The following is a 26,933-nucleotide window of genomic DNA, read 5'->3' as shown; positions in this document are numbered from 1 at the left end:
TAGATGAGTAAGCATTTTTCTTTTCTAAAATCCATTTTTATTCTAATAATTGGGATTCCTTTTTTTGCGGTTGCTGGTAATGAAAAGTACATATCCAAGAAAAAAGGATCGGAGATTTTTCCTCAGGCTACCTTGAGTATTCAGGATAAGAATTTTCCTAACGTATTAAGCAATGCTCAATATGTAAACTCAAAAGGTATTATTATGCTGTCCATTGATCAGTATAATAAATCCCTCCCTCTTAACTTAGATCAATCTGTTGAGTTCAATGTTGAGTACTATAAAAAAGATGGTACTAAAGTTATCCCGTCTATCGGCCCTGTTACATTGTCCGTTAGCAATATAAACGCCAAAGTTAAGGACAAAGATTACATTGTAATTGACGATGCTATAAACGATCCTTATAGTATCTCTGTTACGGTAACGAAGGTGAACGGAAGTGCCGTTGCCTCAACATTTTTATCTCAATATGTTAATTTTGAAGTTTCTTTAGAAGTAGAAAGGTATTATAATCTGGACCTTGTTTCCGTTCCTTTTGCTTCAGGATCCGGAACAATCCAGTCTCAGCTAACTAATAAAAGTTTGTTATTGAGTTGGGAGCATCTTCACGGAGCGGAAAGCTATGAACTAGAGTATACTTATGTAGATGATTATTCTTCTGTCAGCCTTACCTCACAGGTTGAAGCAAGCACATTAAGTTATGATTTTACCTTTAACAGTACCAGAGTAGTTACAGATAAAAATTATTATGAAATTCCATTAACTTACGATAGAGGGTATCTTCTTTACAGAGTGAGAGGTAAGGGCAAGGCTTTTGGAACAGCGCTATATGATGTTGCAACAAAGTGGTCTTCTGAAAATCCTTCATATGGAACCACTGTAAGTTCATTTGGTGATAAATATACTATTGCAGACAGAGCAACAAACAATTTTCAGGTTACTTCTTCATTTGCTGAAGAGGGAAAGAGAAAAGACGTTGTCTCGTATTTTGACGGATCTCTTCGTAACAGACAAGCTGTAACGAAATCCAATTCAACGAATCATTACATAGTTGCTGAAACATTTTATGACAAAGAAGGACGTGCAATTGCTCAGACATTGCCTGTGCCAGTCGCCGGAAAAACTGACTTCTCGTATATTGAGAAGTTTCACATACTTGATGGGACTAATAGGCCTAATAATGCAATACAGAAAGAAGATTTTATAGGTACAGGTTGTACCTCTCCAGCTCCAAAATTTAGCAATACCTCAGGTGCTTCACAGTATTATTCAAGTAATAATAATTTCCCTGAAAGTGAACTTGAAAAGAAGAATTATATCCCGGATGCTGAAGGGTACCCATACACTCAGACTCAATATACGCAAGACAATACAGGCAGGGTAAGAAGTCAGAGCGGAGTTGGAAAAGATTTTAAGCTTGGGTCTACCCATGAAACACAATATTTTTACGGGAAGCCTGAACAGGAAGAGTTGGATAAACTTTTTGGTAGCAATGCCGGAGTAGCGGCCTACTACAAAAAGAATATGGTTATAGACGGAAATGGAGAAGTATCCATTTCATATCTTGATCAAACTGGAAAGACAGTAGCGACAGCCATTGCCGGAGATCTATCAAAACCTTCTCCTTTATTAAAACTTGATGGAGGTCCTAATCCTCAGGATATTGACAATGTTACTATACAGGCAATCAGAAGATGCCCGAATCCAGGAAATGAAGCGGATCCTGATAATCAATACTGTAATCCTTCGAATTACATACAGGATAATAGCCTTGTTTATTCTAAAGAGCTAATTGTTCCTGTTGCCCAGACTTACACATTCGATTACCTTCTGGAGGCGATGAGTCAGCAGGGGTGTGGGGATATTTGCTACAACTGTGTGTATGATTTGAAAATTTCATTATTAGATGAATGTGGCACGGAGCTAATTAATCTTGATAAAAAAGGAATTGGTGATCAAGATGGTATTAGCAATGCATGTATTGCTACTTCTACTATTTATTCCCAAGAACTTAACGAGAAAGAAATTCCGCTAGAGGCAGGAAAATATACTCTTGTTAAAAAACTTACTGTCAATGAAAAGAAAATCAATGAGTATGTAGAAGATTATCTAGCAAATTGCATTAAGACACAAGAGCAGTTTAAATTAGAGGAAGACCAAAACGTGGAGTTTAATTCTCTTTGCGAGGAATTAACTTGCGAAACCTGTCTCTTGTCACTGGGGTATGATGAAGATCTTTCTTTAGATAACAACTACACGGTTTACAAATCCAATTATCCTAATTCTACTCTTTCACTGAAAGATTATGAATTGACATTGAAAGAATGTAAGGAACTTTGTGAACCAACCAATAATTGTGAAAATTCATATGGGATGATGTTATCTCACATGAGCCCAGGTGGTCAATATGCCTCTACAGACCCTAATTCTGAAAACTGGAGCCTTTCCATATTCAATAAGAAATCCTATCTCAATGGTCTTTCTGGTCATTGGGGATATTGGATTAAAGAACAACTATTCAGATCGCCCAAATTTAATAATGCAGATGTTAATTATCCTCTTGCCGATGATCTGAATGTTCCATACTATGTGCCACTTCAAAAGTATACTGTTGATGGAGAATATGGACCAGTGGATGTTTATGACCCGGCAGTTACAAATTCGGACTACGTTAAAAAAGGTGATTTTGATGAGAATGGAAAGTTTACTGAAAGTGCTAGCGGCGAAGAATTAGCTATCCTGCCCATATATCTTAAAGAGATAAAAGATTTCGCAGCAGTGTGGAAGCCTCATTGGGCTCAATATCTTGTTGAGTATCACCCTGAATATTGCTACTATGAAACCTGCAAAAAACTTAATGATATAAACCCTTCCTTGAATTATTCAAGCAATGATTTTGATGACAGGATTTCATTCATAAAAAAATATGCTGATGCTATTAAAGCAACAGGGCCGGAAAAAACAGTGCCTCCACTCAATACTGTTAACCCCAATTTTGATAAGCGATTTGCATTTAATCTTCTGGATATTACCTATAACAGTGTTAATGTTGTTACGGATTTACTTAATAAAGATCCCTATTTTGCAGGCACCGATCCAGCTATTGAGGCCAGAAGAACTGACATGTACAACAGGCTTAATGATTACAATGGGTCTGGATTAAATATTAAAAAGACCATTGCAATTTCTACTTTTTGTGGGGCAATGTATTATGCAAATAATTCAATGTTAAATGTACCGGAGTGTACTTCATTTGGCTCCGGAACAGAGGAAGAGCAGGATGCACAGTGGCAGGCTTATGTGAGTATGTACCTTGGAGAGAAACAAGCTATACAGCAGAAAGAAGCGGATCTGTATTGTATGAATACTTCAATAAAAGGTGGATTCAACGGATGTATTGGAGATCCTCAATTCAGTCCATTTAATGGCCTGCCAAAAGAATATTATGCAGGTGCCAATTCCTTTTTCTTAAATATTACTGAGCCGTGTAACGTTTATTTTTATCAGCTTTTTAAAAACTCGCAAAAGGCATTTATCAGCAAAGACGACTCTCAAAAGAAATCAGGTATCTGTGATTATGAGAAAAATCAAAGTAGTGTAGACAGACTTAGAGCGAAGGCAGAAATGAATGTGTATCTCATGTCAGGACAATGTCCCATTACAAGAGATTTTGAAATGTTAATGAATGGACTGGCTAGCAAAAACCAACTTCTTGCAAGTGAAACTCCAATTATAAAAACAGCCATAAGCCAGAAACTTTATAAATGGATACGTTATACTGCTAACGGAGAAACGCCATCATCTGGAAGTTTTGTACCATATACTATAAGATTACAATCAGGTACATCAACTGACAATGTAAAGGATTATAAAATCTCAAAAACTGTAGCGACTGTTCCTCCTATTGCTGACAATGCAACAGTTATTCATCTTGAAATTGGGCTGAATCAGAAATATAAATTCCAGGATAAAGCAGATAATTACAAAGAGTATTTTATTGAAATGAACTTCAATGGTACTCCTATTTGTACAAATAATTTGAACGCAGATGTTGCTCCAGGAAGGTTTAAAACAAAAATAAAAGGCATAAGAAACCTGATGTTCCGTCAGGAAAATCCGCTTGGTTATTTCCAGTTTATTGGCGACATGGAGATTGAAATTTATGACGGAACTAAATACGTAGGGACTAATTACTATGTTAAGATCAAAGGTTATACAACTTTCCCTTTAAATGCTGAATGTGACTTTACTAACGTTTGTGAAACATCAGAAGAGGGAAATGATTTAAGCTCGCTCTTAAATTCAATGGTAATGCAAGATGACCTTTCGGTTCAGAATAAATCTATGTATGCTGACCCGAATCCCAGTGGGGAGCCAGTCTTTAGTTATGAAGCACTTCTGACTTCCAACCTGAAAAAATATTTTAGACCAGGTTATATTTATAGTCATTACAAGTTCAATTCAGGATTGGTTGGAAATAAGATTGAAATTTCGATCATCAATTACAATTCTGAAGAAGATATGAAAGTGGTTCTTGAGCCAAACGAAGCGCTTCCTGCGGGTGTTGTGTTGGATCCTGCCAAGATCAAATCTTTTAGTTGTTATGATATAAATCCGAATCCTGAGGCGAATGAATTTTTCTTCACTGCTACTCAGGAAGGTACGACAGCTGATTATACTTTCTCAATGAAAGGTACGGTTAGCACGTATGATGATGCTGCAAATGGTCCACTATTTAAATTCAAAAAATGCGGCCCTCCAACTCCGGACCTTTGTAAAACTCAGGAAGTGGAAAATGCAAAACATGTATTGGATTTCCTTGATGAATTTGTTGCTGACAAAAAAAATATGGATGGTACTGGTAAAGTAACTGGGAACTATGCTTTCGCTAATGGAAACCAATACTTTATAGATGATAACCTTGTATTCAATGCTGAATTGAAAAAACAGCTTGGTCGTTATAGGACTTATTATGCCAAGGTAACAACAAATGAAATTCAGGCAACTGAGGCAACTTCTGAATCACCCGAAATCCCTGGAACTCCAGCAACAAAACTGAATATTGAACTATGTAGCAAGGATGATCAGACTGATTGCATTGCAGGAAGCAATATAAATTTTAGTTTGGAATTTGCAGAAGAGCATGGGGGGATCAAATTTACTGATATTGTTGGTTTTGCTGGTTTAAAACCTGATTACACAAATTCTAAACAAGGTAAAGCATATGAGTTTACTCTTTATGCTATTTGCAAAGTGACAACTTCTGCTTTTGCAGTAAACGTAAAAATGAAGGGAAGTTCTGTTTTTCCTGTTGCTGAGTGTCAGTTAGGCTGTTTTGCGGGAAAAGAGAACCTTGTTATCAACGGAGATTTTTCAGATCCTACTTTATTGCCTGATGCTTGCGGAGGATGCAGGTGTTATTTACCGGATGAGTCATTCCCTGATAATAACCGGGATGTACCTAAAATGGTATCTCCAACATTTGGTTCGGATTATTGTCTTGCTAAAGAGTGGGACAATAATGGTTGGGGGGCTATTATTTTTGCACGAAAACCACAGGATGCAGGACTTAAGTGGGATGGCTATGATCATACAAACGGAAGAGGATATTTCCTTTATGCAGATAATAAATTCCAGGAAAAAAATCCTTTAAAGAAAAGAGCTTGGTATCAGGAAGTTTTTGTGGAACCAGGAGTTTATGAGTTTACAACTTATGCAATGAACCTTCATCAGCAGGATAATCCTAATGATCCAAATTGTAAAGGTTGTAAACTCAGGGCATGGGCTTATGATGACGAGCAATCTAAACAATGGCCTGCGACTAACCGATATATGGAGGAACGATGCCTTCTGAATGGAGAGACTGGAACAGAGTTGCCTACAAGTATATATTATAATGAATTTGGAACTTTTTCTCTGGAAGATAAGATCTTCCTTAAGTTAAATATTTCAAAAAGTCCTTATGATATTACTTGTGATCCTGAAGGAACCGACCCTGATAAAAAATGCGCAAGGGCCCTACTTACCTACGAGTCTCCAGAAGGGTTGACTTGTAAGAATGGATGGGTTAAGATCAGTACAATTTGGGAAAATACAAGTTATACTGGTAAAGTGGTTCTGGATGTCAGCAGTATAGATCCATATTTTTATGGTGGTGACTTCGGTCTTGATGATATCTCTTTTTCTAAAATCTGTACACCTGTTATATCCGAACCAGCTGAAGAAAAGACAGAGATCACTGCCTGCCAGGAAATGGTTAATAACTTAAAAACCATTAATGCAGAACTTAAGTACAGCAGAAATAAGGAAAAACTCAGACAGGATTTCAGAACCAATTATATCAACAAATGTCTGAAAGCTCCTGAAGAGTTCCGTTTCTCTTATAAAGATTATGAATATCAATATACACTATATTATTATGATCAGGCAGGAAATCTTGTTAAAACTGTTCCTCCTCAAGGCGTAGATGTAATCACAGATGATGATCAGTTAACAGATATTAAAAATGATCGTCTGAACAAGACATTTACCCCTGGTCTGCAACCTCAACATACGTTGCCAACGACCTATTATTATAATTCACTGAATCAGCTAACAGCGCAATCTGTACCGGATCATGATAAACTGAATATTTTCAATGGTGTGCCCATTACAGGTCTGGAAGGCTTTAATGTATTAGGTATACAATTCAAAGACGGATTAAATGGTTATCTGGTAGCTAAGGAAACCATACCTGATCCAAACGAATTGTACCCTGACAGAGCACACATTTTTGTGACCAATGACGGTGGGCATAACTGGACTGAACTAACCAAACTTGGTTTACTTGATCTGAAAGATATTGAGTTTGTGCCAGGAAGTGATCAGGTTGGTCATACAGTCGGAACAAACGGTGGTCTTTTGAGAACTGAGAATGGTGGTAAAGACTGGTTGTTTAAACCTGTAGGTACTACCAATGCATTAACAGAAGTTCATTTCTTTGATATTAGCCACGGCCTTGCTTTTGAATCAGATGGATCTATTTGGACAACTAGAGACAAAGGTGAAACCTGGTTAAAAACCAATCCGCTTTCAAATCCGGGAGTCATCACCGATGTTCATTTTAATGGAACAACTGGTTTTGTAATATCAAATTATCAGGGAAGTCAAAAGATGTACTTTACTTCCAATAAAGGTGATACCTGGACTGATTTTGGTGCTAAATTCAGAGTAGCAGGACTTAACACCATTTCAGTTGCTGAAGCGGGAAAAATATATGCTGCCGGAGAAGCTGGTATTCTTCTGAAATCTACAGATGGAGGAGAAACGTGGACTTATGTTTATGCAAATGCCGATAATAAAGCATTTACAAAACTACATTTCTACAGAGAGTCTACTGGCTGTGGTATCCTGGATAATAAAGTTGTATATACAGAAGATGGGGGAGTTACCTGGAAACCATCCAATCTGCCAGATGGAGTTATAAAAGATTTTCAGATTAAGGATAAAGACGGTTATTGCTTGTCTGCAGATAAAAAAATCTACAGAACAAAAGATGGTGGTAAAACCTGGATACTAAGCGCTCCTGCCCTTAATCTAAGCTCTGTCATAACAGAGAATGTTACCACATTTTTCTATGATTCTCAAGAACTGCTGGTGGGTACAGAAAATGGAAAGCTGTATGTAAATAAAAATCCACTTTCATCTCAGAATACCTGGACTCCATTAAACCTGCCTAAAAACAAAGCTGTAAAGAGTATTATAATGCCAGCGGTCTCAGATGCTGCGGTTGTTATGATAGAAGATGGTTTTGGAACTGGCTCGGTTTATTATTCTTCAAATGTATTTGCAACTACTGTTGTGTGGAGTGATGAGAAAAAGGCAAAAATCCAGGAGCTTAAAAGTCTGGATTATAAATTCTATGCCCTTGCAAATACAGGAGCGTTATATTCCAGTGACAATGGCGATTCCTGGACAGATGTAAAGACTATTTCCTCAGATCTGAAATCTATTGATAAAGTTTCCGGACAGCTTGTTGCTGTCGGAGGAAGAAAGATTTATAAATCTTCTACTGTAGGTACCAATATTGATCAGTTCAATCCAAAGTCGGAGAATATAAAGCTTGATCCTTTCAGTAGTGTTTACTGCGAAGATGCTGAGCATGTATACCTGACTGGTAAAGACGGACTTTTCTTTAAATACAGCGCAAGCGACAATACTTTCTATCAGTTCCTTGTTCCAACCAACGCTGACCTGAATAAAGTTGTTGTTAGCGGAAGCAATGGCGTACTTGCAGGAACTAAGGGCACATTATTATACTCAACAAATGCAAGTACAGAATCTCAGTGGACTGTAGCTACTTTAAATGCGGAATCAGATAAAGCAATTACTGACTTGTCTTTGGTGGCTCCATCTTCTGTTTTCGCATCTACTGAAGATCATTCTGTTTACACTTCATCTGATTTCGGGGCTACGTTTACTAAACGCAGCACACCTGCTAATTTCTCACTTGATGCGATTTCATTCGCTAGTACACAGAAAGGAATTGCTGCAGGTAAAAGCGGTACTGTCGTTATGACAACCGATGGAGGAGCTACCTGGAAAGATGTTACTACCATAGATCCGCTGAAATTGACAGCGACCTTCCATGTGAAGAACAGCCAAACGGGATATGCTGTTGGTAAAAACTCCACCATTGTAAAAACAACAGATCTTGGGCAAACCTGGACACCGCTTAAAGCAGGTATCAGCACTGCCAAGAACTTCACATCTGTCTCTTTCAAAGATGCCAATAATGGTATTATAGTAGGAAACAGTATAGTATTAAGAACTACCAATGGTGGTTCTTCATGGGACGCTCTTGTTGCTGCCCCTGCATTCAATTATAATTCAGTAAGCGTATTTGATAAATTCATACTGGCAGTAGGAGATGGTGGAAATGTTGCTAAATCCACTGACTTCGGAGCTACCTGGAGCACAATGAATACAGGTACAGCAAATCTGAATTCTGTTTATGTGCTGGACAGCAAAAACGCTTTTGCTGTTGGAAACAATGGAACTATTCTGAAAATGAATGCTGCCGGTACAGGATGGACTCCAACTGCAATAAACACGCTTACAAATACTAAACTGAATTCTGTTTATTTCACCAATATTAAAACAGGATACATTATAGGTGCTAATGGTACATTCCTGAAAACTGTTGATGGTGGAGTAACCTGGGTGCCGAAAGGTTTGAATACAACCAGCGATATCACCAACATCAACTTTATTGATGACAACCATGCGTTTATTTCAGGAACTAATGGGTATGTAAGTAAAGTAACAGACTTCTCAGAAGAAGTTAGCTCAAGATTCTGGTATGATGAATTGGGCAGACTTGTGGTCTCTCAAAACTCTAAACAGTATAACTATAATCCTAAAAGATATAGTTACACAAGATATGATGACTTAGGAAGAATTGTTGAAGTCGGAGAGTTGGCTCCATCTACAGATGTCGAGGTTTTATTGTCAGGAAGTCAGATTGATATAGATCTATTAAATAACTGGATTACCAACACACCTTCAGCTAATAAGTTTGAGATCAGTAAAACTTACTATGATAGCAAGTTTAGCGATATTCCTGGATTTACTCAGGAAAACCTAAGAAACAGGGTTGCAGCCATATCATATCAGCGTAAAGGAGATTCCCAGAAAGTGGATCATGCAAGTCATTTCAGTTATGATGTACATGGCAACGTAAAAGAACTTGTACAGGATATTCCTTATCTTGAAGCATTTAAGCAGAACTATAAAAGGATACGTTATGAATACGATCTGATCAGTGTGAAGATGAATAAAGTGATTTACCAGGAAAATAAAGCAGACCAGTTCATGCATAAGTATGAATACGATGCTGAAAACAGAATCACGAATGTATTCACAAGTGAAGATGGTATTGTCTGGGCAGAGGACGTGACTTATTTCTATTATGCTCATGGACCACTATCAAGAACAGAGTATGGCGATCTGAAAGTACAAGGTCAGGATTTTGCATATACAATACAAGGATGGGTAAAAGGAATAAACGCTACAAACCTTTCTTCTATAAGTGATCCTGGAAATGATGGATTGGCAAACTCTTCAAAAGCGAATGTGGGAAAAGACGTTTACAGCTATAGCCTCAATTATTTCGATAATGACTATAAAGCTATAAGTAACAATTTCGTTGGAAGCAGGACAGGTAGTGAATTTGGAAGTGCTACCAATGGCAAAAACTTGTATAATGGTAATATCAGCAGTATGGCTAATACCATATTGGGACAAAACGATTTGCCCGAAGCTCAGGGAACAGCATATACTTATGATAAACTAAACAGGATCAAAAGTATGCGAGCTTATGCGAATTTTGATCTTACCAATAATGCTTGGTTGTCATCAGGAGCGACACCTTCTTATTCTAGCTCCTATGAATACGACAATAATGGCAATATTATAAAACTCCAGCGAAAAGGTAAGACTGGTGTCTTATTTGATGATCTACACTACAACTATGATGTAATCAACAACAGTCTGGAAACACAAGAATTGTCGGCTTCGAAAGCAAAATTAAGAAGTAATAGGCTCTATCATGTAAATGATGATCCCGCATTAAATGGAATTGCAAATACTGATATTGATGATCAAGGACTTTTTAACGATGAACAGGAAAATATTAATTCCGCTAATAATTACGGATATGATGAAATCGGTAATCTTCAAAAAGATTTTATTGAGGGGATAACTATTAATTGGAATTCCTTTGGAAAGATTACAAGTGTAGACAAAAATAATAGTTACGATCTGGAGTTTCTATATGATGTCAAAGGAAATAGAATTTGTAAAATATTGAAGCCAGCAGAGACAGTTGGTAATGAAGATACATGGGAATATACTTGGTACATAAGGGACCTTTCAGGAAATATTGTATCTATATACAATCAAACTCCAATATCTGGCAATTTTGAGTTTAGACAAAATGAAATTACAATTTATGGTTTAACTAGAATTGGAACTTATAAGCCTGGTAGGTTTATGGTTTCAAGAGATGTAAATATTGCGGTCCCATACCAACCTTTAACCGAGGTTGAACTAGGATATAGAACCTATACGAGTAATTTAAATAGAAAATATTTTGAGCTAAACAATCATTTAAACAATGTTTTATCCACCATATCGGATTATAGGAGTTATTCAAACTCGCAGTATTCTGCTATAGTTATTAGTAGTCAGGATTATTATCCATTTGGATTGGAAATGATGGGTAGAGGTAAAAATATTGGCATAGGATACCGATATGGATTTCAGGGACAGGAGCGGGAAAGTGAATTCAATGGTAATTACTCATTCGATTACAGAGTACATGATCCTAGAATAGGAAGATTCCTTTCTATTGATCCTATAAGTCAAGATTTTCCATGGAATAGCCCTTACGCTTTTAGTGAAAATAGAGTAATTTCTCATGTTGAAATGGAAGGCTTAGAAAGTGTTTATTACCCAGGGGTATATCAAGGTCATCACCCATTTGATGCAAATGGAGATTTTAAATGGAATGACAATGAAACAAGAGCAAGCTTTACCTTTGGGGTTACCACTGCTGTCATTAGTCTAGACTTATTTGTGACTAAAGGGTGGATATCAAAGGTTCTTGCAACTTATGAGTTGGGTGCAATGATTAATGCCTTTAATCAAGCAGAAAAAGCTCGGAATGAAGGAGATCCACTAGCCTTCCATTATTGGAGCACTGAAGGTAAATATTCGTTGGCAGCTGCAATTGGTGGTGAAATATTGGGCCTTACTTTTAGAGCAGCGATTAAGTCTTCCTCTTTAGCAAAATTTTATGCTACCAAACATGCTAAAGACATAATAGCAAATATTGCCAAAGGGAAATGGCCTAGAGGAGTTACTGCTATCGTGGATACAAAAACGGGGAAGGTCTATTATGGGATAAGTGGAGGTCTAAAAAATAAAAACATTCATAAAGATCTCCTTGAAAAAATTAATGAGGTTAAAGAAAAAGCAAAAATGAAAATAGGAAAAGAATCTTTTGAAAAATGGGATGTTGAAAATTGTGCTGAGTGCGATGCTCTTAATAATGCTTTGCATGATAATGCAAATATTGATAATCTAGAAATGCATACTTTAAAACTCAAAAAATCTACTATGAGTTATGAGGACTTTGAAAGATGTGATAATTGTGTTCTTACTACTGAAGAAGTTAAAACAACTAGTGACAGATGAAAACTGAAGTTTTGCAAATTTTATCTAACGGAGGATGGACCCCTGAAAGAAGACTAGATAAAAATGTAATCATTAAGATGATTGAAAAAGAAAATTATGATGCTTTTCCAAAGGTAGTTGAGTTCTTACAATCCTTTGAAGGACTTTCTTTTAAATTTTTAAATAAGAGAAGCTTAAAAGAAGATAATTTTGATTTTTGCTTTGATAGATCGATAGAATTGGAAGTTCCCGAAAGGTTAAATGAAGATTATGAGCCAAGAATAGGAAAGAAACTATGTTTGATTGGAACTGCTTATCGAGATTATATGGTTCTTATGATGGCAGAAGATGGATTTGTTTACGGAGGCTATGATAACTTTTTAGTGGAAATTGCAGATAGTGGAATAAAAGCTATTGAAGGGATAATTAAAGATTATGATTTTAAGAGAATAGATTAATGTATCCAGCTGGCACGCATTTCAGCTAGTCCGCATATGTTTTCCTCACGCGCTAGCGCGCTTTTGTAAAGCGTGCAATCTGTGATAGAGAGATGTGTTTAAATAGTTTTGATGCATATTGAATAAAGCATATCCAGCTGGGCTGCGTTTATCCCCAGCTGGCACCCCAGCTGTTCCGCATTTGTCCTCCTAGTGAGCTGGCGCTCGCTTGTAGCGAGTGCAATCTGTGATAGAGGGATGTGTTTAGACTATAAAGTAAAATACCAGCTGTTCCGCATTTGCCGTCTTCGTGGGCTACCCGCTGTCCCGCATTTGTCCCCCCAGCTGGCACGCATTTCTCCTCGGATGCTGTCGCGCGTGCTGGCGCGCTTTTGTAAAGCGTGCAATCTGTGATAGAGGGATATGTTAGATAGTTAAAGGTTCATAATGTATAAAGCGCATTCGCATTTGTAATGCGAGAGTTGGAGAAAATATTTTTGAGTAGCCAGTTTTTGAAGAGCTGGCTATTTTGTTTATTTTGATACAAAAACCAGCTATGTCAGACAAATATGGATTTAAGAATCACCAGCAAGGAATCTATTTTGTTACACCCAGCTGTCCCGCATTTGTCCTCCTCGTGAGCTATCGCGCGATTGTATCGCGTGAAATCTGTGATAGAGGAACTGTTTAGATAGTTTAGATGCATGTTGCATAAAGCACATTCGCATTTATAATGCGCGAGTCAGAGATAAGATTTTAAATAGCCAGTTTGTAATGAACTGGCTATTTTGTTTATTTTGAGACAAAAACCAGCTATGTCAGACAACTATGGATTTAAGAATCACCAGCAAGGCATCTATTTTGTTACCCTCACAATAGTAGAATGGATAGATTTATTTACCCGCAAAGAGTTACGTCTATTAATTGTAAATTCATTGAACTTTTGTATTGAGAAAAAAGGGTTAATAGTATATGCATGGGTTATAATGCCCAGTCATATTCACATGATTATATCTGCAAAGGGAGAGTTTGAATTATCAGATATAATGCGAGACTTTAAAAAGTTTACAAGCAAGAAAATTATATCGGAGATTAAAGTAATAGGAGAAAGTAGGAGAGGATGGCTGCTTGAAATGTTTGAAAAAGCTGGAGAATATTTAAAAAGGATAAAGAATTACAAAGTTTGGAAAGATGGAAACAAGGCCAAAGGAATAGAAACTGTTTCATTTATGAATGAGAAATTAGATTACATTCATAATAATCCTGTAGAAGATATGATAGTGGAGAATCCTGAAGATTATTTGTTTAGTTCAGCAAGAGATTATTGTGGTCAGAAGGGGTTAGTGACTATTGAATTTTTAAGATAAAGAGTGATAGGGTTAACATCTTAGTGCAGTTGGGCACGCTTTACAAAAGCGCGCCAGCCAAGTTTACAAGTAAAAAGATTATTTCAGAGATTAACGTAATAGGAGAAAGTAGAAGAGGGTGGCTACTTGAAATGTTTGAAAGAGCTGGAGAGTATCTGAAAAGGATAAAGAATTACAAAGTTTGGAAAGACGGGAGTAAAGCCAAAGGAATAGAAACTCTTTCATTTATGAATCAAAAATTAGATTACATTCATAATAATCCTGTAGAGGACATGATAGTGGAGAATCCGGAAGATTATTTGTTTAGTTCAGCGAGAGATTATTGTGGACGAAAGGGATTAGTTGATATAGAGTTTTTGAGGTAATGTAAAAGAAGAGAGTTTAGTGGGGCATGCTTTACAAAAGGGCGTCAGCCTATTTTGTGATCAAATACAACTTAATCCTAATACCTATAATTATTCCCCAGATAATACCACAGCTCCTGAGCCGATCCGTTGAAAATGAAATTTTTAGCTACCTGATTATAATTTCTGGGATCAGAGGTAAATACATAGGCGTATTTTGCCAGGCTGAGGCGGTCTTTATCAAAGGAAAATAGAAGCATTAAATCGCCCACTTGTTCAGAGGTCAGTCTATTGGTATAAATAAGATGCTTGGCTGCAGAAAGCCGAGTAAAATCAGAACCGATCTCTTTAAAGTCTTTTTTTATCATATCAAATTCTTCAGGAGCTATTAGTTGAAAATTAACAGATTCTGAATAAAATGAAGTGCCAGGTGGATAGGTATAACCGTTATTAAAACCAGGATTAGAGCTGTAAATAGGGGCTATATTTGAAATTCGGATCTGATTATTAGGGTCCAGAAGCAAATAAACCCTGGATGAAGGTGGAATTTCAATAAATCCGGTGTGACTAATAGGAACCAAAGGATCAAGCGGCGCTATTTTATTGACTTGAAGATAGTGACTTCCGGGAAAAACATTACTCATGCGGAAATTATTACATGGGGTTGAATATTGTTTGTCGTCCACAGAAATGGTAAAAGAATTTCCATTATGCAATCTGAAGTATATTTCAGAGTCATTAGGCGTAGATTTTGCCTGAAAACATACAATCAGTAATAAGAAAATTGAATAAATTTTTAACATATACCCTAAATTTACTCCATTAAACGCAAATTTCTTGCCTTAGTCATAAAGTCTATTTAAAATTAAGTAATTTAGATTCCCATTTTTCAGATACAGTTTATGAAAAAACATTTATTGAACGCGAAAGCAGCGGCTTTCACTCTGACAGAGGTTCTTGTGGTACTAGTTATTGTCGGTATACTGGTTTTACTGGCTTTGCCTAACTTGTTACCGTTGATTACCAAGGCTAAAAGCACAGAAGCTAAAATTCAGCTGGAACATGCTCACACGCTGGAGAAAACATACTTTTATGAAAAATCCAAGTATTCCGGAGATCTGCCTGCAATAGGATTTATTCAGGAGAAACTGGTTACGGAATCAGAGAATGGCCAGGCTAATTACAGAATTGAAGTTGCGGAATCATCTCCTACAACCTTTGTTATCAAAGCTACTGCCGTTGTTGACTTTGATGGAGACGGAGTTTTTAATGTATGGGAAATCGACCAGGATAAAAATTTAAGAGAAGTAGTGCAGGATTAATTTTATGGACTTCCTGCTGATTTTCGCTATATTGGTAGTGCTGGTACTTATTTTTTGGCAGGACCTTAGGGAAAGAGCTGTTAGCTGGTATTTTTTTCCGTTGCTATTTGTCTTGGTTTTTCTTTATAGAATAAAGTCAGCCGGTGTAGAAAGTTTAGTTGAAAATATAGGTATTAATTCACTATTCCTTTTGGTGCAATTGGTAATGGTGTCATTATACTTTTCACTGAAAAATCGTGAATGGGTAAATATTACAAAGGAATATCTGGGTATAGGTGATGTATTGTTTTTATTTGTAATCACCCCACTATTTACCCCAGTGCTTTATGTGATGTTTTATCTTATAAGTCTTTTCCTGATAGTTGTTGTGGCAATGTTGGTGAAGGTTATAAAAAACTATCAGAAAACGATTCCACTGGCAGGACTGCAGGCACTTTTATTAAGCGGGTTATTGCTTACAGATATCTACGTGATAAAGTTTGACGATCAATATATTTTGAATTATTTGTTCATATGAGCCATAATGAACTTATATCATCTTTAAGAGCAGATCAATTGCAGATACTCACCCCTGATCAGGCGTGGCATTACCGCATTCTTCCCATGAAAGAAGAGGGGCAGAAGGTCAGCTTTTTTATAGATGAGGAGGCCTATGATCCAATGGTTGCAGAAGAACTGGAGGTATTGTTAGGCAAAACCATCCTGCTGGAAAAGATCTCTTCGGACCTTATTCAGAAGTCATTGAGCAAATATTATCTGAGGGAAACCGGTGATACCCGCAAGAAAAGTCAGGCTTATACAGGCACTTCAGAGGATTTTCTATCCAATCTTATTGCAGAAGCAAAGAATCTTAAAAGCAGTGATATTCACATAGAGATATATGATGAGCGCTGCCGTGTCCGTATTCGTATCGATGGTATGTTGGTAGAAAGATACATTCTGGAAAAGAATGATTATCCTTCCATGATCAATAAAATTAAGATCATGTCTAATCTTGATATTGCGGAAAAGAGGTTGCCTCAGGATGGACGTATCTTCTTTAATCATAAAGGGAATAAATTCGATATCAGGGTTTCTGTATTACCAACATTGCATGGAGAGAAGGTCGTACTAAGGCTTCTCAGCAATGATGCTACAAATATTGACATAGCCCGCCTTGGCTTTTCTGAATACGATCTGAAGAACTACCTTGAAGGAGCAAAGAGACCTCATGGAATGCTGCTGATAAGTGGACCTACAGGTAGTGGAAAGACTACTACATTGTATGCGACTCTGAAGCTATTGAATAAGGAAACAAGAAACATCGTAACTATTGAAGATCCTATAGAATACACTTTAGAGGGGATTAATCAGGTTCAGCTTAAAGAAAGTATAGGATTGAACTTCGGAAGTGCTTTAAGAACCTTTCTGAGACAAGACCCGGATGTGATCATGGTAGGAGAGATTAGGGATCCGGATACTGCTTCTATGGCGATTAGGGCTTCCCTTACAGGTCACCTGGTGTTGTCTACGATACACACCAATTCTGCATGGGGAACGGTCTCCCGTCTAATAGATATGGGGATACCTTCGTTCCTGGTTGCGAATACACTGAATACTACAGTTGCTCAAAGGCTTGTACGAACACTATGCAATTGCAAGCAAGAAGTAGCATTTGATTCTGATTTGTATCCAAGACATTTCAAAGCATATAGGAGTGTTAGGAGACACTTTGTGCCAAAGGGGTGTGATAATTGTTTCTATACGGGCTTCAGGGGGCGTAAAGCTGTATATGAAGTGATTCCTATAGATTATGAGTTGGCCGAAAAAATTAAAGGGGGAATTTTTGATATTTCGGCAGAATTAAAAGAAAGAAAAATAAAGACATTATCCGAAAACGCTTTTGAGCTTTTTGAAGAGGGTGTTACATCATTAGAAGAAATTTATCCATTATTAGTCAATTTTTAAAAGTGAAAAACAAGATATTATACGTTTGCTGCTTTTTGTTACTATTTTCAGGAAGCGTATGGGCACAGCAAAGCAGGTATGATGAGCTGGAGCAAAGACTGCGTGATCTTTCATCTGTTAGTCCGGGCCTGAGTGAAACAGTAGACTTCTCTGTATCCGGAGCTTCTATTCAGGAATTCCTTAGAGGGATAGCAGAATCGCATAACCTTAATATAAGTGTGGATCCTGTATTGAATATCAGGATCTATAATAATTTCACCAACGAAAAAGTATATAATATACTGCTGTTTATAGCAAAGGAATATGAGCTGGATATTCAGTTTGTAGGCTCTATTATGTCTTTCAAAAAGTATAATCCACCTCCTGTGATTCAGGCAGCTGCTCCTCCCAAAGAGATTCTGGTGAAGTATAATACCTATAACAACCTTCTCAGTCTTGATCTTAAAAATGATACACTGGAAAAGGTCGTTAAGAAAATTACTCAATCAACCAAAAAAAATGTCATTCTATCTTCAGGACTTAATGGGAAGATCATTAATGTTTATATCGAAGACATGCCATTCGAAAATGCTATTCAGAAAATGGCTTATGCCAATAGTTTGAAGGTAGTAAAGACAGATGATGATTTTTATGTGATCAAATCCATTGAAGAAGGTGAAGATCTTTTAGTTACTAATGATCCGAAAAATAAGAAAAAGAACACCTATCAAAGACCACAGAATAATAAGACCAATACAGGTACTCAGGGAAGTGGCAATAATTCAAGCCTCTTTGTAGAAGTAAATGAAGATTCTCTTGGAAGAAAGACAATTAATCTTGATGCTGTTAATGCTCCAATAACAGATGTTATCAAAGCAGTTTCAGAGGAAATAGGAAATAACTACTTTTTGTTTTCTGATATTAAAGGAAATACCACAACCAGAGTAAATAATGTAAAATTCGACGACTTCCTCGGACGGCTTCTTCAGGGAACAGATTATACCTATAAGATAGATAACAAGATCTATATGATAGGAGAGCGAAAGCTAGAGGGGTTGAGAGCTAATAAGGTTGTCCAGTTTCAATACAGATCTCTTGATGCCGTGCAGGATATTATACCTGCTGAGTTGAAAAAGGGAGTAGAGATCAAAGAATTCAAAGAACTCAACAGTATACTTCTTTCAGGAAGTCTGCCTCAGATAATGGAAATAGAGGCATTCGTTCGTCAGTTGGATAGAGTTGTTCCAATGGTTATGATCGAGGTTATCCTCATGGATGTGAGAAAAGGAAGGACATTAAAGACCGGTATCAGCGCTGGAGTTGCAGACTCTGTTAAAACAGGCGGAAGCATATTTCCTGGTTTAGATTTTAAATTCGGGTCAAAATCTATAAATGATTTTCTAGGATGGCTTGGAACTAACAATGTGTTTAATATAGGAAGAGTTACTCCTCAGTTTTATGTCGGCCTCAGTGCACTTGAGACGAATAATAATGTAAATGTAAGATCGACTCCTAAGCTTTCCACACTTAATGGTCACGATGCAAATCTGAGCATAGGTAGTACAAGATATTATGCTTTGAAAACGCAAAATGTGGTTGGTAGTTTGACACCGCAGACAGTTGTAACGGAACAATACAATGCAGTTCAGGCAAATCTTTCTGTCAATATCAAGCCGATAGTTTCAGGTGACGACCAGGTAACCTTGAATATTGATGTGAGCATTACAGACTTTACGGACTCTCCGGTAAGTGGTCCGCCACCATCTTCTACCAGTCAGTTTAAATCGATTGTGCGTGTCAGAAATGAAGAAATGGTAGTATTAGGAGGACTTGAAAGAACGGAAAGTACTGAAGGAGGTTCTGGAGTGCCTTTACTATCAAGGATTCCGGTTATTAAATGGTTATTCAGTAGCAGGACAAAATCAAAGAATAAAACAGTCTCAGTTGTATTTATCAAACCAACTATTATCTATTAATCTATGATTGAGAAACTGAGACAAAAGGTATTCGGACAAAAGAAGGTTGCAGGAATAGAAGTTGTTTTCTCCGCAGAAGGGAAAACCACTTTTAATTGCGTAATTCTTTCTGTTAAAGAAAACCTTGTCCAGATTGAGCATAAAGAAGAGGGTATTGTTGATTTCGAGAGTCTGAAGAATCTATCTCTTGAAAATATGCCTTTGATATTGAGTGTCACAGGAAGAGGGATCTTGCATAAAAAGATCAAAGACGAATATACAGACGACGCGCATGCATTTAGTCAGATCTTTCCAAATTCAAAGTTTACAGATTATTATCTTCAAAAGGCAAAAGCATTCAATAATCAGGTTTACATTTCTTTAACAAGAAAGGAAATTATTGATCAATTACTGATCAGATTTAAAGAAACTGGATACTTTGTTACCAGCCTTACGCTAGGCCCATTTTCAGTTGCAGACCTTTATCAGTTATTGTCTGTTGAGCTTACTGAATTGTCATTTGGAATCCATGAACTGTATTTTATAAAAGGATTAGTAGATAATTATAAAATCAGGGAGAACAATGATAATGCGCATGTGAAGGCCGGTAATGAATCTATTCCTGGTAATCTGCTTATTGCCTATTCATCTGCTTTTTTAGGTATAATTGAAAGCGAAAGAGTGTGCGTAGATGTAGAAGAGGTTGATTGGCAAAAAGGAGAGTTTGAGCAGAAAAAAAGATTTAAGCTTATAGGGTTTTCCTTGTTGGCCGTTTTTCTTACAGCCTTGTTGATTAATACTTATCTGCTGACCAGTTATAATCAGGAAAATCAATTGTTAACCTTAAAGCTGGGGAGACTTAATGATATTTCGGCAAATTTAGAAGGAGAGGAAAAGGACCTTCACCAAAAAGAGGTTTTTCTAAATCAGGCTGGATGGCTGGCACCTGCAAAGGCTTCATATTATTCAGATCAGATAGCAGCCTTATTACCAGCTTCAATTACATTGACTAAAATGGCTAAAAATCCATTCAATGAAAAAGAGAGCAGAAGTCAGCGGAAAGATATATTTGATAATGGAAGGTTAAGAGTAGATGGCTTTTGTGCCAAACCAACTGAATTGAACTCCTGGATCAAGATAGTAAAAGAACAGGATTGGGTTCAGGATGTACATGTAGAAGATTATACTTTTGATCCCAAGACAGGATCTGGAAATTTTATAGTTCAAATCGAGATTAAAGGTGAACTGGAATAGTCTGTCATATAGAACAAAGAATAAATACCTGATAGTCGGGGGGCTAGTGTTTCTGCTATTTGCGTATTTACTGGCATTCAGTAAAACAGTCAATCTGTATTTTACAAACAGTAATCTTAAAAAGAAGCTAATCATAGCACAAGAAGCTCCAGAGAAAAGACGATTGATGGAAGTGAAGTCGAATGCATTGAAGGAAAAGCTATCTTCATATTTTGCAGATTCACTAAAAGATCAGGAACATTTGCTTGAAGTAGTTTCCAATTTCTGTCAGAAGAATAGCTTGTTGCTGAAAGAATTTCCCAATGAAGAATACTATGAAGAAAAGGAATTTGTTGTGGGAACTACAGAACTGAAGATTGAAGGTAACTTTGTGAATTTGTTGAAGCTTGTACATTTATTAGAACAAAAAGAAGCTGTAGGAAGGGTTTCGTCCAGCAGTTTTGATGCAGTATTTGATAACAAAAGAAAGAAGAAGGTTTTGGTACTAACGATATATCTTCAGACACTCAGAATAAAAACGGATAAATTAAAAAAAGAAGATGAGAAGGTTTAAATTTTTAGCAATAGCCCTGTGTATAATGTCACTTGCGGCTTGTACGGAGATCTTCGAAAAAGATATTGAAGATAAAGAAATAACGATTTATACACCCAGTGGTAAGGACTCATTAAATTATACTCAGACCTTCTGGTGGAGTCAGATTGATTTTGCCACAAGCTATCATTTACAGGTTGTATCTCCAGATTTTTCTGCTCCACAGAAGATGATTCTGGATACAATTGTTAAGACAAATAGATTTCCTTATTATTTGGGTCCAGGTAATTTTGAATGGAAAGTAAGAGCTATGAATGGCGCTTATAAGACAAAATATTTCGGCAATAAATTTAAGATTGATACTACCGAACTGGCTTTACAAATAGTAAATCTAACTTCTCCTGCAAATGGTACTTCCCAAAACTCAAGTTCAATAATCTTCACCTGGAATAAACTTTTAGGTGCAAAAACATATCAAATCCAAATTGATACTAACGGAAGATTTAATAGTCTGGTAAAAAATGAGTTTACCCAAGCTGTAAGCTATCCTATGACTCTTCCTGTTACTAATAAAACATATTATTGGAAAGTAAGAGCCTTAAATGGAAAAGATACAACAGATTGGTCGACAGTTTATAATATTTTTTGGGACAATACTACCCCCCCTAAAATTGTATTATCAGTTCCTTCAAACAATGCTGTAGACAAGGAAACGTCTGGCACATTGCAATGGGCTAGCCTTGGCAGTGGTTATACATATTATGTCACAATAAAAGTAGGTTCTAATGCAAGTGTTGTGTCCTCAACCACCACCAATAGTTATAGCTATTCAGGAGCTTCAGGCCAGAATGTTCAATGGAGTGTATATGCTGTTAACTCAGCTAATACAAAAGGACCAGCTAGCGATACCTGGACATTTAAAATCAAATAATGAAAGGTAAAAAGATGACATATATCCTCCTTGGAGGAGTTGTTCTGGTATGGGGACTTATATTTATGCGGATATACAAGTCATTGTTTTCCGATTCTGGAGTTGCTGAGGTTTCAAGATCAGTAGTTCGTAAAGAACGTAATTATGAGGTGAAAGATACCTTTGAGTTAATAGCTAAATACAGGGATCCATTTCTTGGAAACATTCAAGCCTCTGTGAGACCTGTGGTATTTACAGGCTCTGTGAATACTTTCAGAAATAAACCAAAGACAACTCCCAAACCAAAGGAACCTGAAGTGATGATAGACTGGAGTGTTATCTCCTATATCGGATTGATTAAAAATCCTGGTAGCAATAAAAATGTATCTCTGATGTTGATCAGAGGAAATGAATACCTTATGGAAGAGGGAAATGTCAGAGATGATGTGAAGTTGATTAAGAATCTGAAAGATTCAGTGAAGGTATTATATAGTGGTAAAGAAAAATTTATAAAGAGAAATTGATTTTTAATGAAGAAGCTGATTTTTATAGTCTTTTTGATTAGCCCTCTTTTTGTTGCGGGCCAAAAGAAGTTTAATCTGCATATACCAAACCGAGTAATTGTGAATTTTCTGGATCATGTGGTTTATGCAGAAGTAACAGAAGGAAAACCCCTGATCAGAGTAAGCGATGAGTATTTCTATTACTGGTATAGTGCCAACGATATTAAAAGAACGCGAGGAGGCTTTGAAGGCAAGCTTTTGCATGGACTATTCAGCGATTTTTATATGAATAAAAACCTTCGTGAAAAGGGCATGTTTGAATATGGTCGTAAGACAGGAGTCTGGAAGAGCTGGCATTTGAATGGAGAGTTAAAGGAGATTTATCATTGGAAGAAAGGAAAGCTTCATGGTGAATTTCTTGTTTTTGATGAGAAGGGAAAGTTGACTCAGAAAGGGACTTATAAAGACAATTTATTTAATGGAAAGAGATACATCTATAAGGAATCAGGTGAAGTTGAAATTGAGAAGTATAAAAGAGGTGAATTAAAAGTTAAAAAGGAAAAAGAAAGAAAAGGTTTCAGATTAAAACTTTGGCATAAGTATAAAAAGAAACAAACCACTGTACCAGGATCACCTGCAGCAAGTGAAAATCAGAAGGAAAAACCGCTTCCTCTTCCAGGTGTAGAAAACCCTGATTCCCAAAAGGGGAAAAAAGAAAAAACTAAGAAGGCTCGCGAAAGTGAAACTTCTGAGAACTCCTCAAAGAAAAAAGAAAAGAAGAAAGAGGAGAAGGTAAAGATCCGGAAGATGAAGAAAATAGTGCCTGCTGGCCCAGAAAATAAACAAACCTAAGATGGTTAGGGCAAATGCATTATTTATAGTCCTTGTAATTTCACTGCTGGTAGCCCTTATCAGCAGTTCTCTCATTTTAGTATCCTATCATTATTCAACTGTTCATTATCAGACCCGTTTGTATAAAAAGCTTTTATCAAACGCTCAGTCTGGTATTAATTATCTTCTGGCAGAAGAAGGGGATCTGGCTTTAAATGAAGAAAAAGTTTTAGATCTATATGGTAAAGAAAGTGATTCAGTTGCTCTTAAAAGAATGAACTGGGGAATCTTTGACCTGGCAGTAGTAAAAGCTTTCTCAGGAAATCAGCAAGTGATCAAGGTACTTGAGTATGGTTATAAGCCAGATGCTGAAACAAAGTCTGCAATATATATGGCCGATTTAAACAGGCCGCTTTCTCTTTGCGGTAATGCAGTCATCAAGGGAACATGTTATCTGCCAGAATCAGGAGTGAGGAGAGATTATATAGAAGGCCAGTCATTTATGGGAGATAAGCTTATTCAGGGAGAGATAAAAAAGAGTATGAGTAGTTTACCCGAATTGAAAAAGGATATTAAAGAAAAACTATTAGCACTTCTGGAAAATAAAATAACCCTTGAAGGTTTTGAACAGCTAGCAGAGCTTGATGTTGACACGGTCAGGCGATCTTTTACTGAAAAGACAATCTTGCTAAGGCAAAAGACTCATCTTAGTATCAAAAATCTTTATGGTAATATTCTAATTACAAGTGATACTATTCTCAAGATTGACAGAGATGCGAATCTTGAAGATGTTATAATAGCAGCAAGAGCAGTTGAAATAGAATCTGGCTTTAAAGGGAAACTTCAGATTTTTGCTGTGGATTCAGTTGTGTTGGGCGAAAATGTTGAATTGAATTATCCATCTGTAATAGGGGTATTCAAAAAGGATTTTAAAGTTATGCAGCCATTTATCAAAGTCTCCAAAGGGAGTAAGATCAATGGAATCATTTTTTCCAGTCAGTCTGTATTTGATTTGAAGCAAACACTTGTATCAATAGAGAAAGGTGCTTTTATGCATGGTCAAGTATACTCGGATGGATTTGCAGATATTCAGGGTAAAGTCTATGGAAGCGTATTCTGTAACAAATTCAGGTTAAAAACACCTTCTTCATTATACGAAAATTATCTATTGAATACCACCATAGATGCCACAAAGCTATCACCTCACTTTATTGGATCAGGCCTACTATCTTCTGAAAAGAAAAAACGACTGATAAAATGGCTGAATTGACCAGATTAAAGATTAAGGCCTCTTCACTGATCGAAGTGGTTGTTGCTATGGTTGTCATGGTAATCACCTTTGGAGTGGGAATGATGATCTATCATAACATTCTCAGATCAGGTATAAATCTTCAGAATGTTAAAGCAGAAATGCTTCTTTCACGGATTGCGGAGGAGACTGTCCGTTCAAAGTCTTATTTTGATGAAGATATCAAGGAAGGGGAGTTGATCGTGCGTAAGAAAGTGGGAAAATATCAGAATAGTACTTCTCTATTACAATTGGAAATACAAGTATACTCAAAAGAGGAGAAGCTTTTGGCGGAAGGAAACAATTTGATATTGGTAGATGAATAAATTTAAGGCATATACTATCGTGGAGATGATTGTGACCATGCTTATTACAAGTGTGACCATCAGTATTGCCTATTCTTCATTCAGGATTATCAATGGACAATTCGGGCAATATAAGTCAAGGAGTCATAGAAATTATGAACTTGTATTGCTGGACAAATTTATGATGAAAGACTTTACCAATTCCATAAGAGTTATCAGAAACACTGAAGGGTATAGCTGTCAGTATCTGGATAAGAGCATAGATTACGAATTTGAAGAATCTTATATCCTTAGAAAAAGTAATCTTACCGATACATTTAAACTGAAAATAGTGGAGCCTAAATTTTACTTTATGAATGAAGAAGAATTTGTTCCAGGGGCATTAATTGACAAAGTAGAATTTACTGGAATTATAGAGGAAGAATCGCTTTCTTTTTTATACAAGAAAGAATATGGTGCGGATATACTTGTTGAAAAAGAAATAAGAGAAGACCAATGAATGGTATAGACATAAATAAGGTTAAGAAAACTCAGGTTAAAGCAGAAGGAAAAAGTCCTTTACAGGGAATCATAGATTTACTCAATAAGGATTTTAGTTTGTTTGGAACGAAGTTGAATGATAAAAAAAAGGAAGCTTTTTATCATGAACTTGGGATTCTTCTGTCGGCAGGAGTTGATATCAAAACAACACTTGAACTCATAAGTGTAGAACAGGCAAAAGAGAAGGATAGGATTTTATTTGAAAGAATTAAAGACTCGGTAATCTCTGGAAATACGCTCTCTGGTGCTATCAGAGATACAGGGATGTTTTCTGCTTACGAGTTTTTTAGTTTACAAATAGGAGAAGAAAGCGGCAAACTACCAGTAGTATTAAAAGAACTAGGAACTTACTATAATAAAAAAATAAAGCAAAGACGTCAGATTGTGGGTGCTTTAACATATCCTTCTATTGTTCTTTTTACGTCATTAGCTGCAGTGTTTTTTATGATGAATTTCATAGTTCCAATGTTTGCTGATGTGTTCAAACGCTTTGGAGGAGACCTTCCAGCCATCACCAAAATGATCGTGAATGCATCCGCTTTTTTCAGAAAGTATTTTTACCTGTTTTTCCTTTTCATTATATCCATTGTTGTTTTTGTTTATTCTCAACGTGAACAAATCTGGTTCAGGAAGTATGGCAGTAAAATCCTATTGAAATTACCTCTTGCTGGTGAAATTGTAAGGAAAGTATATCTTGCCAGATTTTGCAATTCCATGACATTATTGATCGGAGCGAAGATTCCTATTCTGAGGTCTATTAATCTTGTAAAACAGATGATCGGCTTTTATCCTCTGGAAGAATCACTCACTCAAATAGAGAAAGATATACTTCATGGAATGTCCCTCAATAAAAGTATGTCAGCATTCTCCATTTATCCTAAAAGAATGACTTCTTTAATAAAAGTTGGAGAAGAGGTTAATCAACTGGATAATTTTTTTGAAAAAATAGCATTTCAATACAATGAAGAAGTCGAACATCAAACCTCTATGATCAGCAGTATGATTGAACCTTTTATGATCATATTCCTTGGCTTGATTGTTGGTTTTATTCTTATCGCTATGTATTTGCCTTTATTCCAATTGAGTACAAGTTTTTAAGAGAAAGGCATTAATTTATTTATAGAAATATCAAGTGGTTGGCTAGATCCAAATCTTGTTTATTCCAAAAATGATTATTCTTTAATTTTGGATAATTTAAATTCT

The 26,933-nt window shown here is 36.5% G+C and carries 18 protein-coding genes; 17 read left to right on the top strand and 1 reads right to left on the bottom strand.

Annotated features, from left to right (window positions below; all coding sequences use genetic code 11):
• Positions 1-3: 3 nt before the first annotated feature.
• The 4 genes from J7604_RS18105 (at position 4) to J7604_RS18090 (ending at position 14,385) form a co-directional block, all read left to right on the top strand.
• Complete coding sequence (locus tag J7604_RS18105; protein ID WP_293898665.1) at positions 4-12,237, top strand: YCF48-related protein; 12,234 nt, start codon at positions 4-6, stop codon at positions 12,235-12,237.
• On the top strand, positions 12,234-12,674 hold the full coding sequence (locus tag J7604_RS18100; protein WP_293898662.1) for an SUKH-3 domain-containing protein: 441 nt from the start codon (positions 12,234-12,236) through the stop codon (positions 12,672-12,674). Before J7604_RS18105 ends, J7604_RS18100 begins: the two co-directional genes overlap by 4 nt.
• Before the next feature lie 794 nt (positions 12,675-13,468).
• Positions 13,469-14,020, top strand: coding sequence for a transposase (locus J7604_RS18095; protein WP_293898659.1), 552 nt, complete (start codon positions 13,469-13,471; stop codon positions 14,018-14,020).
• Between the two features lie 29 nt (positions 14,021-14,049).
• Entirely contained in the window at positions 14,050-14,385 is a 336-nt protein-coding gene (locus J7604_RS18090) for a hypothetical protein (RefSeq protein ID WP_293898656.1), read from the top strand.
• A 77-nt stretch (positions 14,386-14,462) separates the two neighbouring features.
• On the opposite strand, the gene J7604_RS18085 is transcribed toward J7604_RS18090, so the two are convergent.
• Positions 14,463-15,167 carry a DUF4476 domain-containing protein gene (locus J7604_RS18085; protein ID WP_293898653.1) on the bottom strand — a complete coding sequence of 235 codons (705 nt, stop codon included), beginning with the start codon at positions 15,165-15,167 and terminating at the stop codon, positions 14,463-14,465.
• Positions 15,168-15,266: 99 nt separating this feature from the next.
• On the opposite strand from J7604_RS18085, the gene J7604_RS18080 reads away from it, so the two are divergent.
• From J7604_RS18080 to J7604_RS18020, 13 genes are read left to right on the top strand one after another with little or no spacing between them, the layout of a single operon-like run.
• Positions 15,267-15,686 (top strand): prepilin-type N-terminal cleavage/methylation domain-containing protein, encoded by a 420-nt coding sequence (locus tag J7604_RS18080; protein WP_293898650.1) that lies wholly within the window; start codon positions 15,267-15,269, stop codon positions 15,684-15,686.
• A 4-nt stretch (positions 15,687-15,690) separates the two neighbouring features.
• A complete protein-coding gene (locus J7604_RS18075; protein WP_293898647.1) occupies positions 15,691-16,203 on the top strand; it encodes a hypothetical protein in 513 nt (170 codons plus the stop codon).
• Positions 16,200-17,633: a GspE/PulE family protein gene (locus J7604_RS18070; RefSeq protein WP_293898644.1), complete on the top strand. Its 1,434-nt coding sequence runs from the start codon at positions 16,200-16,202 to the stop codon at positions 17,631-17,633. Before J7604_RS18075 ends, J7604_RS18070 begins: the two co-directional genes overlap by 4 nt.
• 35 nt (positions 17,634-17,668) lie before the next feature.
• Positions 17,669-19,588 (top strand): secretin and TonB N-terminal domain-containing protein, encoded by a 1,920-nt coding sequence (locus J7604_RS18065; RefSeq protein ID WP_293898641.1) that lies wholly within the window; start codon positions 17,669-17,671, stop codon positions 19,586-19,588.
• A 3-nt stretch (positions 19,589-19,591) separates the two neighbouring features.
• Positions 19,592-20,821 carry a hypothetical protein gene (locus tag J7604_RS18060; protein WP_293898638.1) on the top strand — a complete coding sequence of 410 codons (1,230 nt, stop codon included), beginning with the start codon at positions 19,592-19,594 and terminating at the stop codon, positions 20,819-20,821.
• Positions 20,808-21,374, top strand: coding sequence for a hypothetical protein (locus J7604_RS18055; RefSeq protein WP_293898636.1), 567 nt, complete (start codon positions 20,808-20,810; stop codon positions 21,372-21,374). The genes J7604_RS18060 and J7604_RS18055 overlap by 14 nt, the downstream gene beginning before the upstream one ends.
• A complete protein-coding gene (locus J7604_RS18050) occupies positions 21,361-22,284 on the top strand; it encodes a hypothetical protein (protein ID WP_293898633.1) in 924 nt (307 codons plus the stop codon). The genes J7604_RS18055 and J7604_RS18050 overlap by 14 nt, the downstream gene beginning before the upstream one ends.
• The gene (locus J7604_RS18045) at positions 22,284-22,787 is read left to right on the top strand and encodes a hypothetical protein (protein WP_293898631.1); all 504 of its coding nucleotides are present in this window, start codon (positions 22,284-22,286) and stop codon (positions 22,785-22,787) included. The genes J7604_RS18050 and J7604_RS18045 overlap by 1 nt, the downstream gene beginning before the upstream one ends.
• A gap of 6 nt (positions 22,788-22,793) precedes the next feature.
• On the top strand, positions 22,794-23,618 hold the full coding sequence (locus J7604_RS18040) for a hypothetical protein (RefSeq protein ID WP_293898629.1): 825 nt from the start codon (positions 22,794-22,796) through the stop codon (positions 23,616-23,618).
• Position 23,619: 1 nt separating this feature from the next.
• The gene (locus tag J7604_RS18035; RefSeq protein WP_293898626.1) at positions 23,620-24,867 is read left to right on the top strand and encodes a hypothetical protein; all 1,248 of its coding nucleotides are present in this window, start codon (positions 23,620-23,622) and stop codon (positions 24,865-24,867) included.
• The gene (locus J7604_RS18030) at positions 24,855-25,211 is read left to right on the top strand and encodes a hypothetical protein (protein WP_293898623.1); all 357 of its coding nucleotides are present in this window, start codon (positions 24,855-24,857) and stop codon (positions 25,209-25,211) included. The genes J7604_RS18035 and J7604_RS18030 overlap by 13 nt, the downstream gene beginning before the upstream one ends.
• On the top strand, positions 25,204-25,689 hold the full coding sequence (locus J7604_RS18025) for a Tfp pilus assembly protein FimT/FimU (protein ID WP_293898620.1): 486 nt from the start codon (positions 25,204-25,206) through the stop codon (positions 25,687-25,689). The genes J7604_RS18030 and J7604_RS18025 overlap by 8 nt, the downstream gene beginning before the upstream one ends.
• A complete protein-coding gene (locus tag J7604_RS18020; RefSeq protein ID WP_293898617.1) occupies positions 25,686-26,828 on the top strand; it encodes a type II secretion system F family protein in 1,143 nt (380 codons plus the stop codon). Before J7604_RS18025 ends, J7604_RS18020 begins: the two co-directional genes overlap by 4 nt.
• The last annotated feature ends 105 nt before the right edge of the window (positions 26,829-26,933 follow it).

Origin of the sequence: Sporocytophaga sp., assembly GCF_017745095.1 — a bacterium.
Taxonomy (GTDB): Bacteria; Bacteroidota; Bacteroidia; order Cytophagales; family Cytophagaceae; genus Sporocytophaga.
The sequence above is the reverse complement of the archived record's forward strand: the minus strand, read 5'-3'. Positions and strand labels throughout refer to the sequence as shown.

What these genes read in the sequence shown, in the direction of transcription:
- J7604_RS18105 (WP_293898665.1), top strand. Translation starts at nt 4, where the DNA reads ATGAGTAAGCATTTTTCTTTTCTAAAATCCATTTTTATTCTAATAATT.
- J7604_RS18100 (WP_293898662.1), top strand. Translation starts at nt 12,234, where the DNA reads ATGAAAACTGAAGTTTTGCAAATTTTATCTAACGGAGGATGGACCCCT.
- J7604_RS18095 (WP_293898659.1), top strand. Translation starts at nt 13,469, where the DNA reads ATGTCAGACAACTATGGATTTAAGAATCACCAGCAAGGCATCTATTTT.
- J7604_RS18085 (WP_293898653.1), bottom strand. Translation starts at nt 15,167, where the DNA reads ATGTTAAAAATTTATTCAATTTTCTTATTACTGATTGTATGTTTTCAG.
- J7604_RS18080 (WP_293898650.1), top strand. Translation starts at nt 15,267, where the DNA reads ATGAAAAAACATTTATTGAACGCGAAAGCAGCGGCTTTCACTCTGACA.
- J7604_RS18075 (WP_293898647.1), top strand. Translation starts at nt 15,691, where the DNA reads ATGGACTTCCTGCTGATTTTCGCTATATTGGTAGTGCTGGTACTTATT.
- J7604_RS18070 (WP_293898644.1), top strand. Translation starts at nt 16,200, where the DNA reads ATGAGCCATAATGAACTTATATCATCTTTAAGAGCAGATCAATTGCAG.
- J7604_RS18060 (WP_293898638.1), top strand. Translation starts at nt 19,592, where the DNA reads ATGATTGAGAAACTGAGACAAAAGGTATTCGGACAAAAGAAGGTTGCA.
- J7604_RS18050 (WP_293898633.1), top strand. Translation starts at nt 21,361, where the DNA reads ATGAGAAGGTTTAAATTTTTAGCAATAGCCCTGTGTATAATGTCACTT.
- J7604_RS18045 (WP_293898631.1), top strand. Translation starts at nt 22,284, where the DNA reads ATGAAAGGTAAAAAGATGACATATATCCTCCTTGGAGGAGTTGTTCTG.
- J7604_RS18040 (WP_293898629.1), top strand. Translation starts at nt 22,794, where the DNA reads ATGAAGAAGCTGATTTTTATAGTCTTTTTGATTAGCCCTCTTTTTGTT.
- J7604_RS18035 (WP_293898626.1), top strand. Translation starts at nt 23,620, where the DNA reads ATGGTTAGGGCAAATGCATTATTTATAGTCCTTGTAATTTCACTGCTG.
- J7604_RS18030 (WP_293898623.1), top strand. Translation starts at nt 24,855, where the DNA reads ATGGCTGAATTGACCAGATTAAAGATTAAGGCCTCTTCACTGATCGAA.
- J7604_RS18025 (WP_293898620.1), top strand. Translation starts at nt 25,204, where the DNA reads ATGAATAAATTTAAGGCATATACTATCGTGGAGATGATTGTGACCATG.
- J7604_RS18020 (WP_293898617.1), top strand. Translation starts at nt 25,686, where the DNA reads ATGAATGGTATAGACATAAATAAGGTTAAGAAAACTCAGGTTAAAGCA.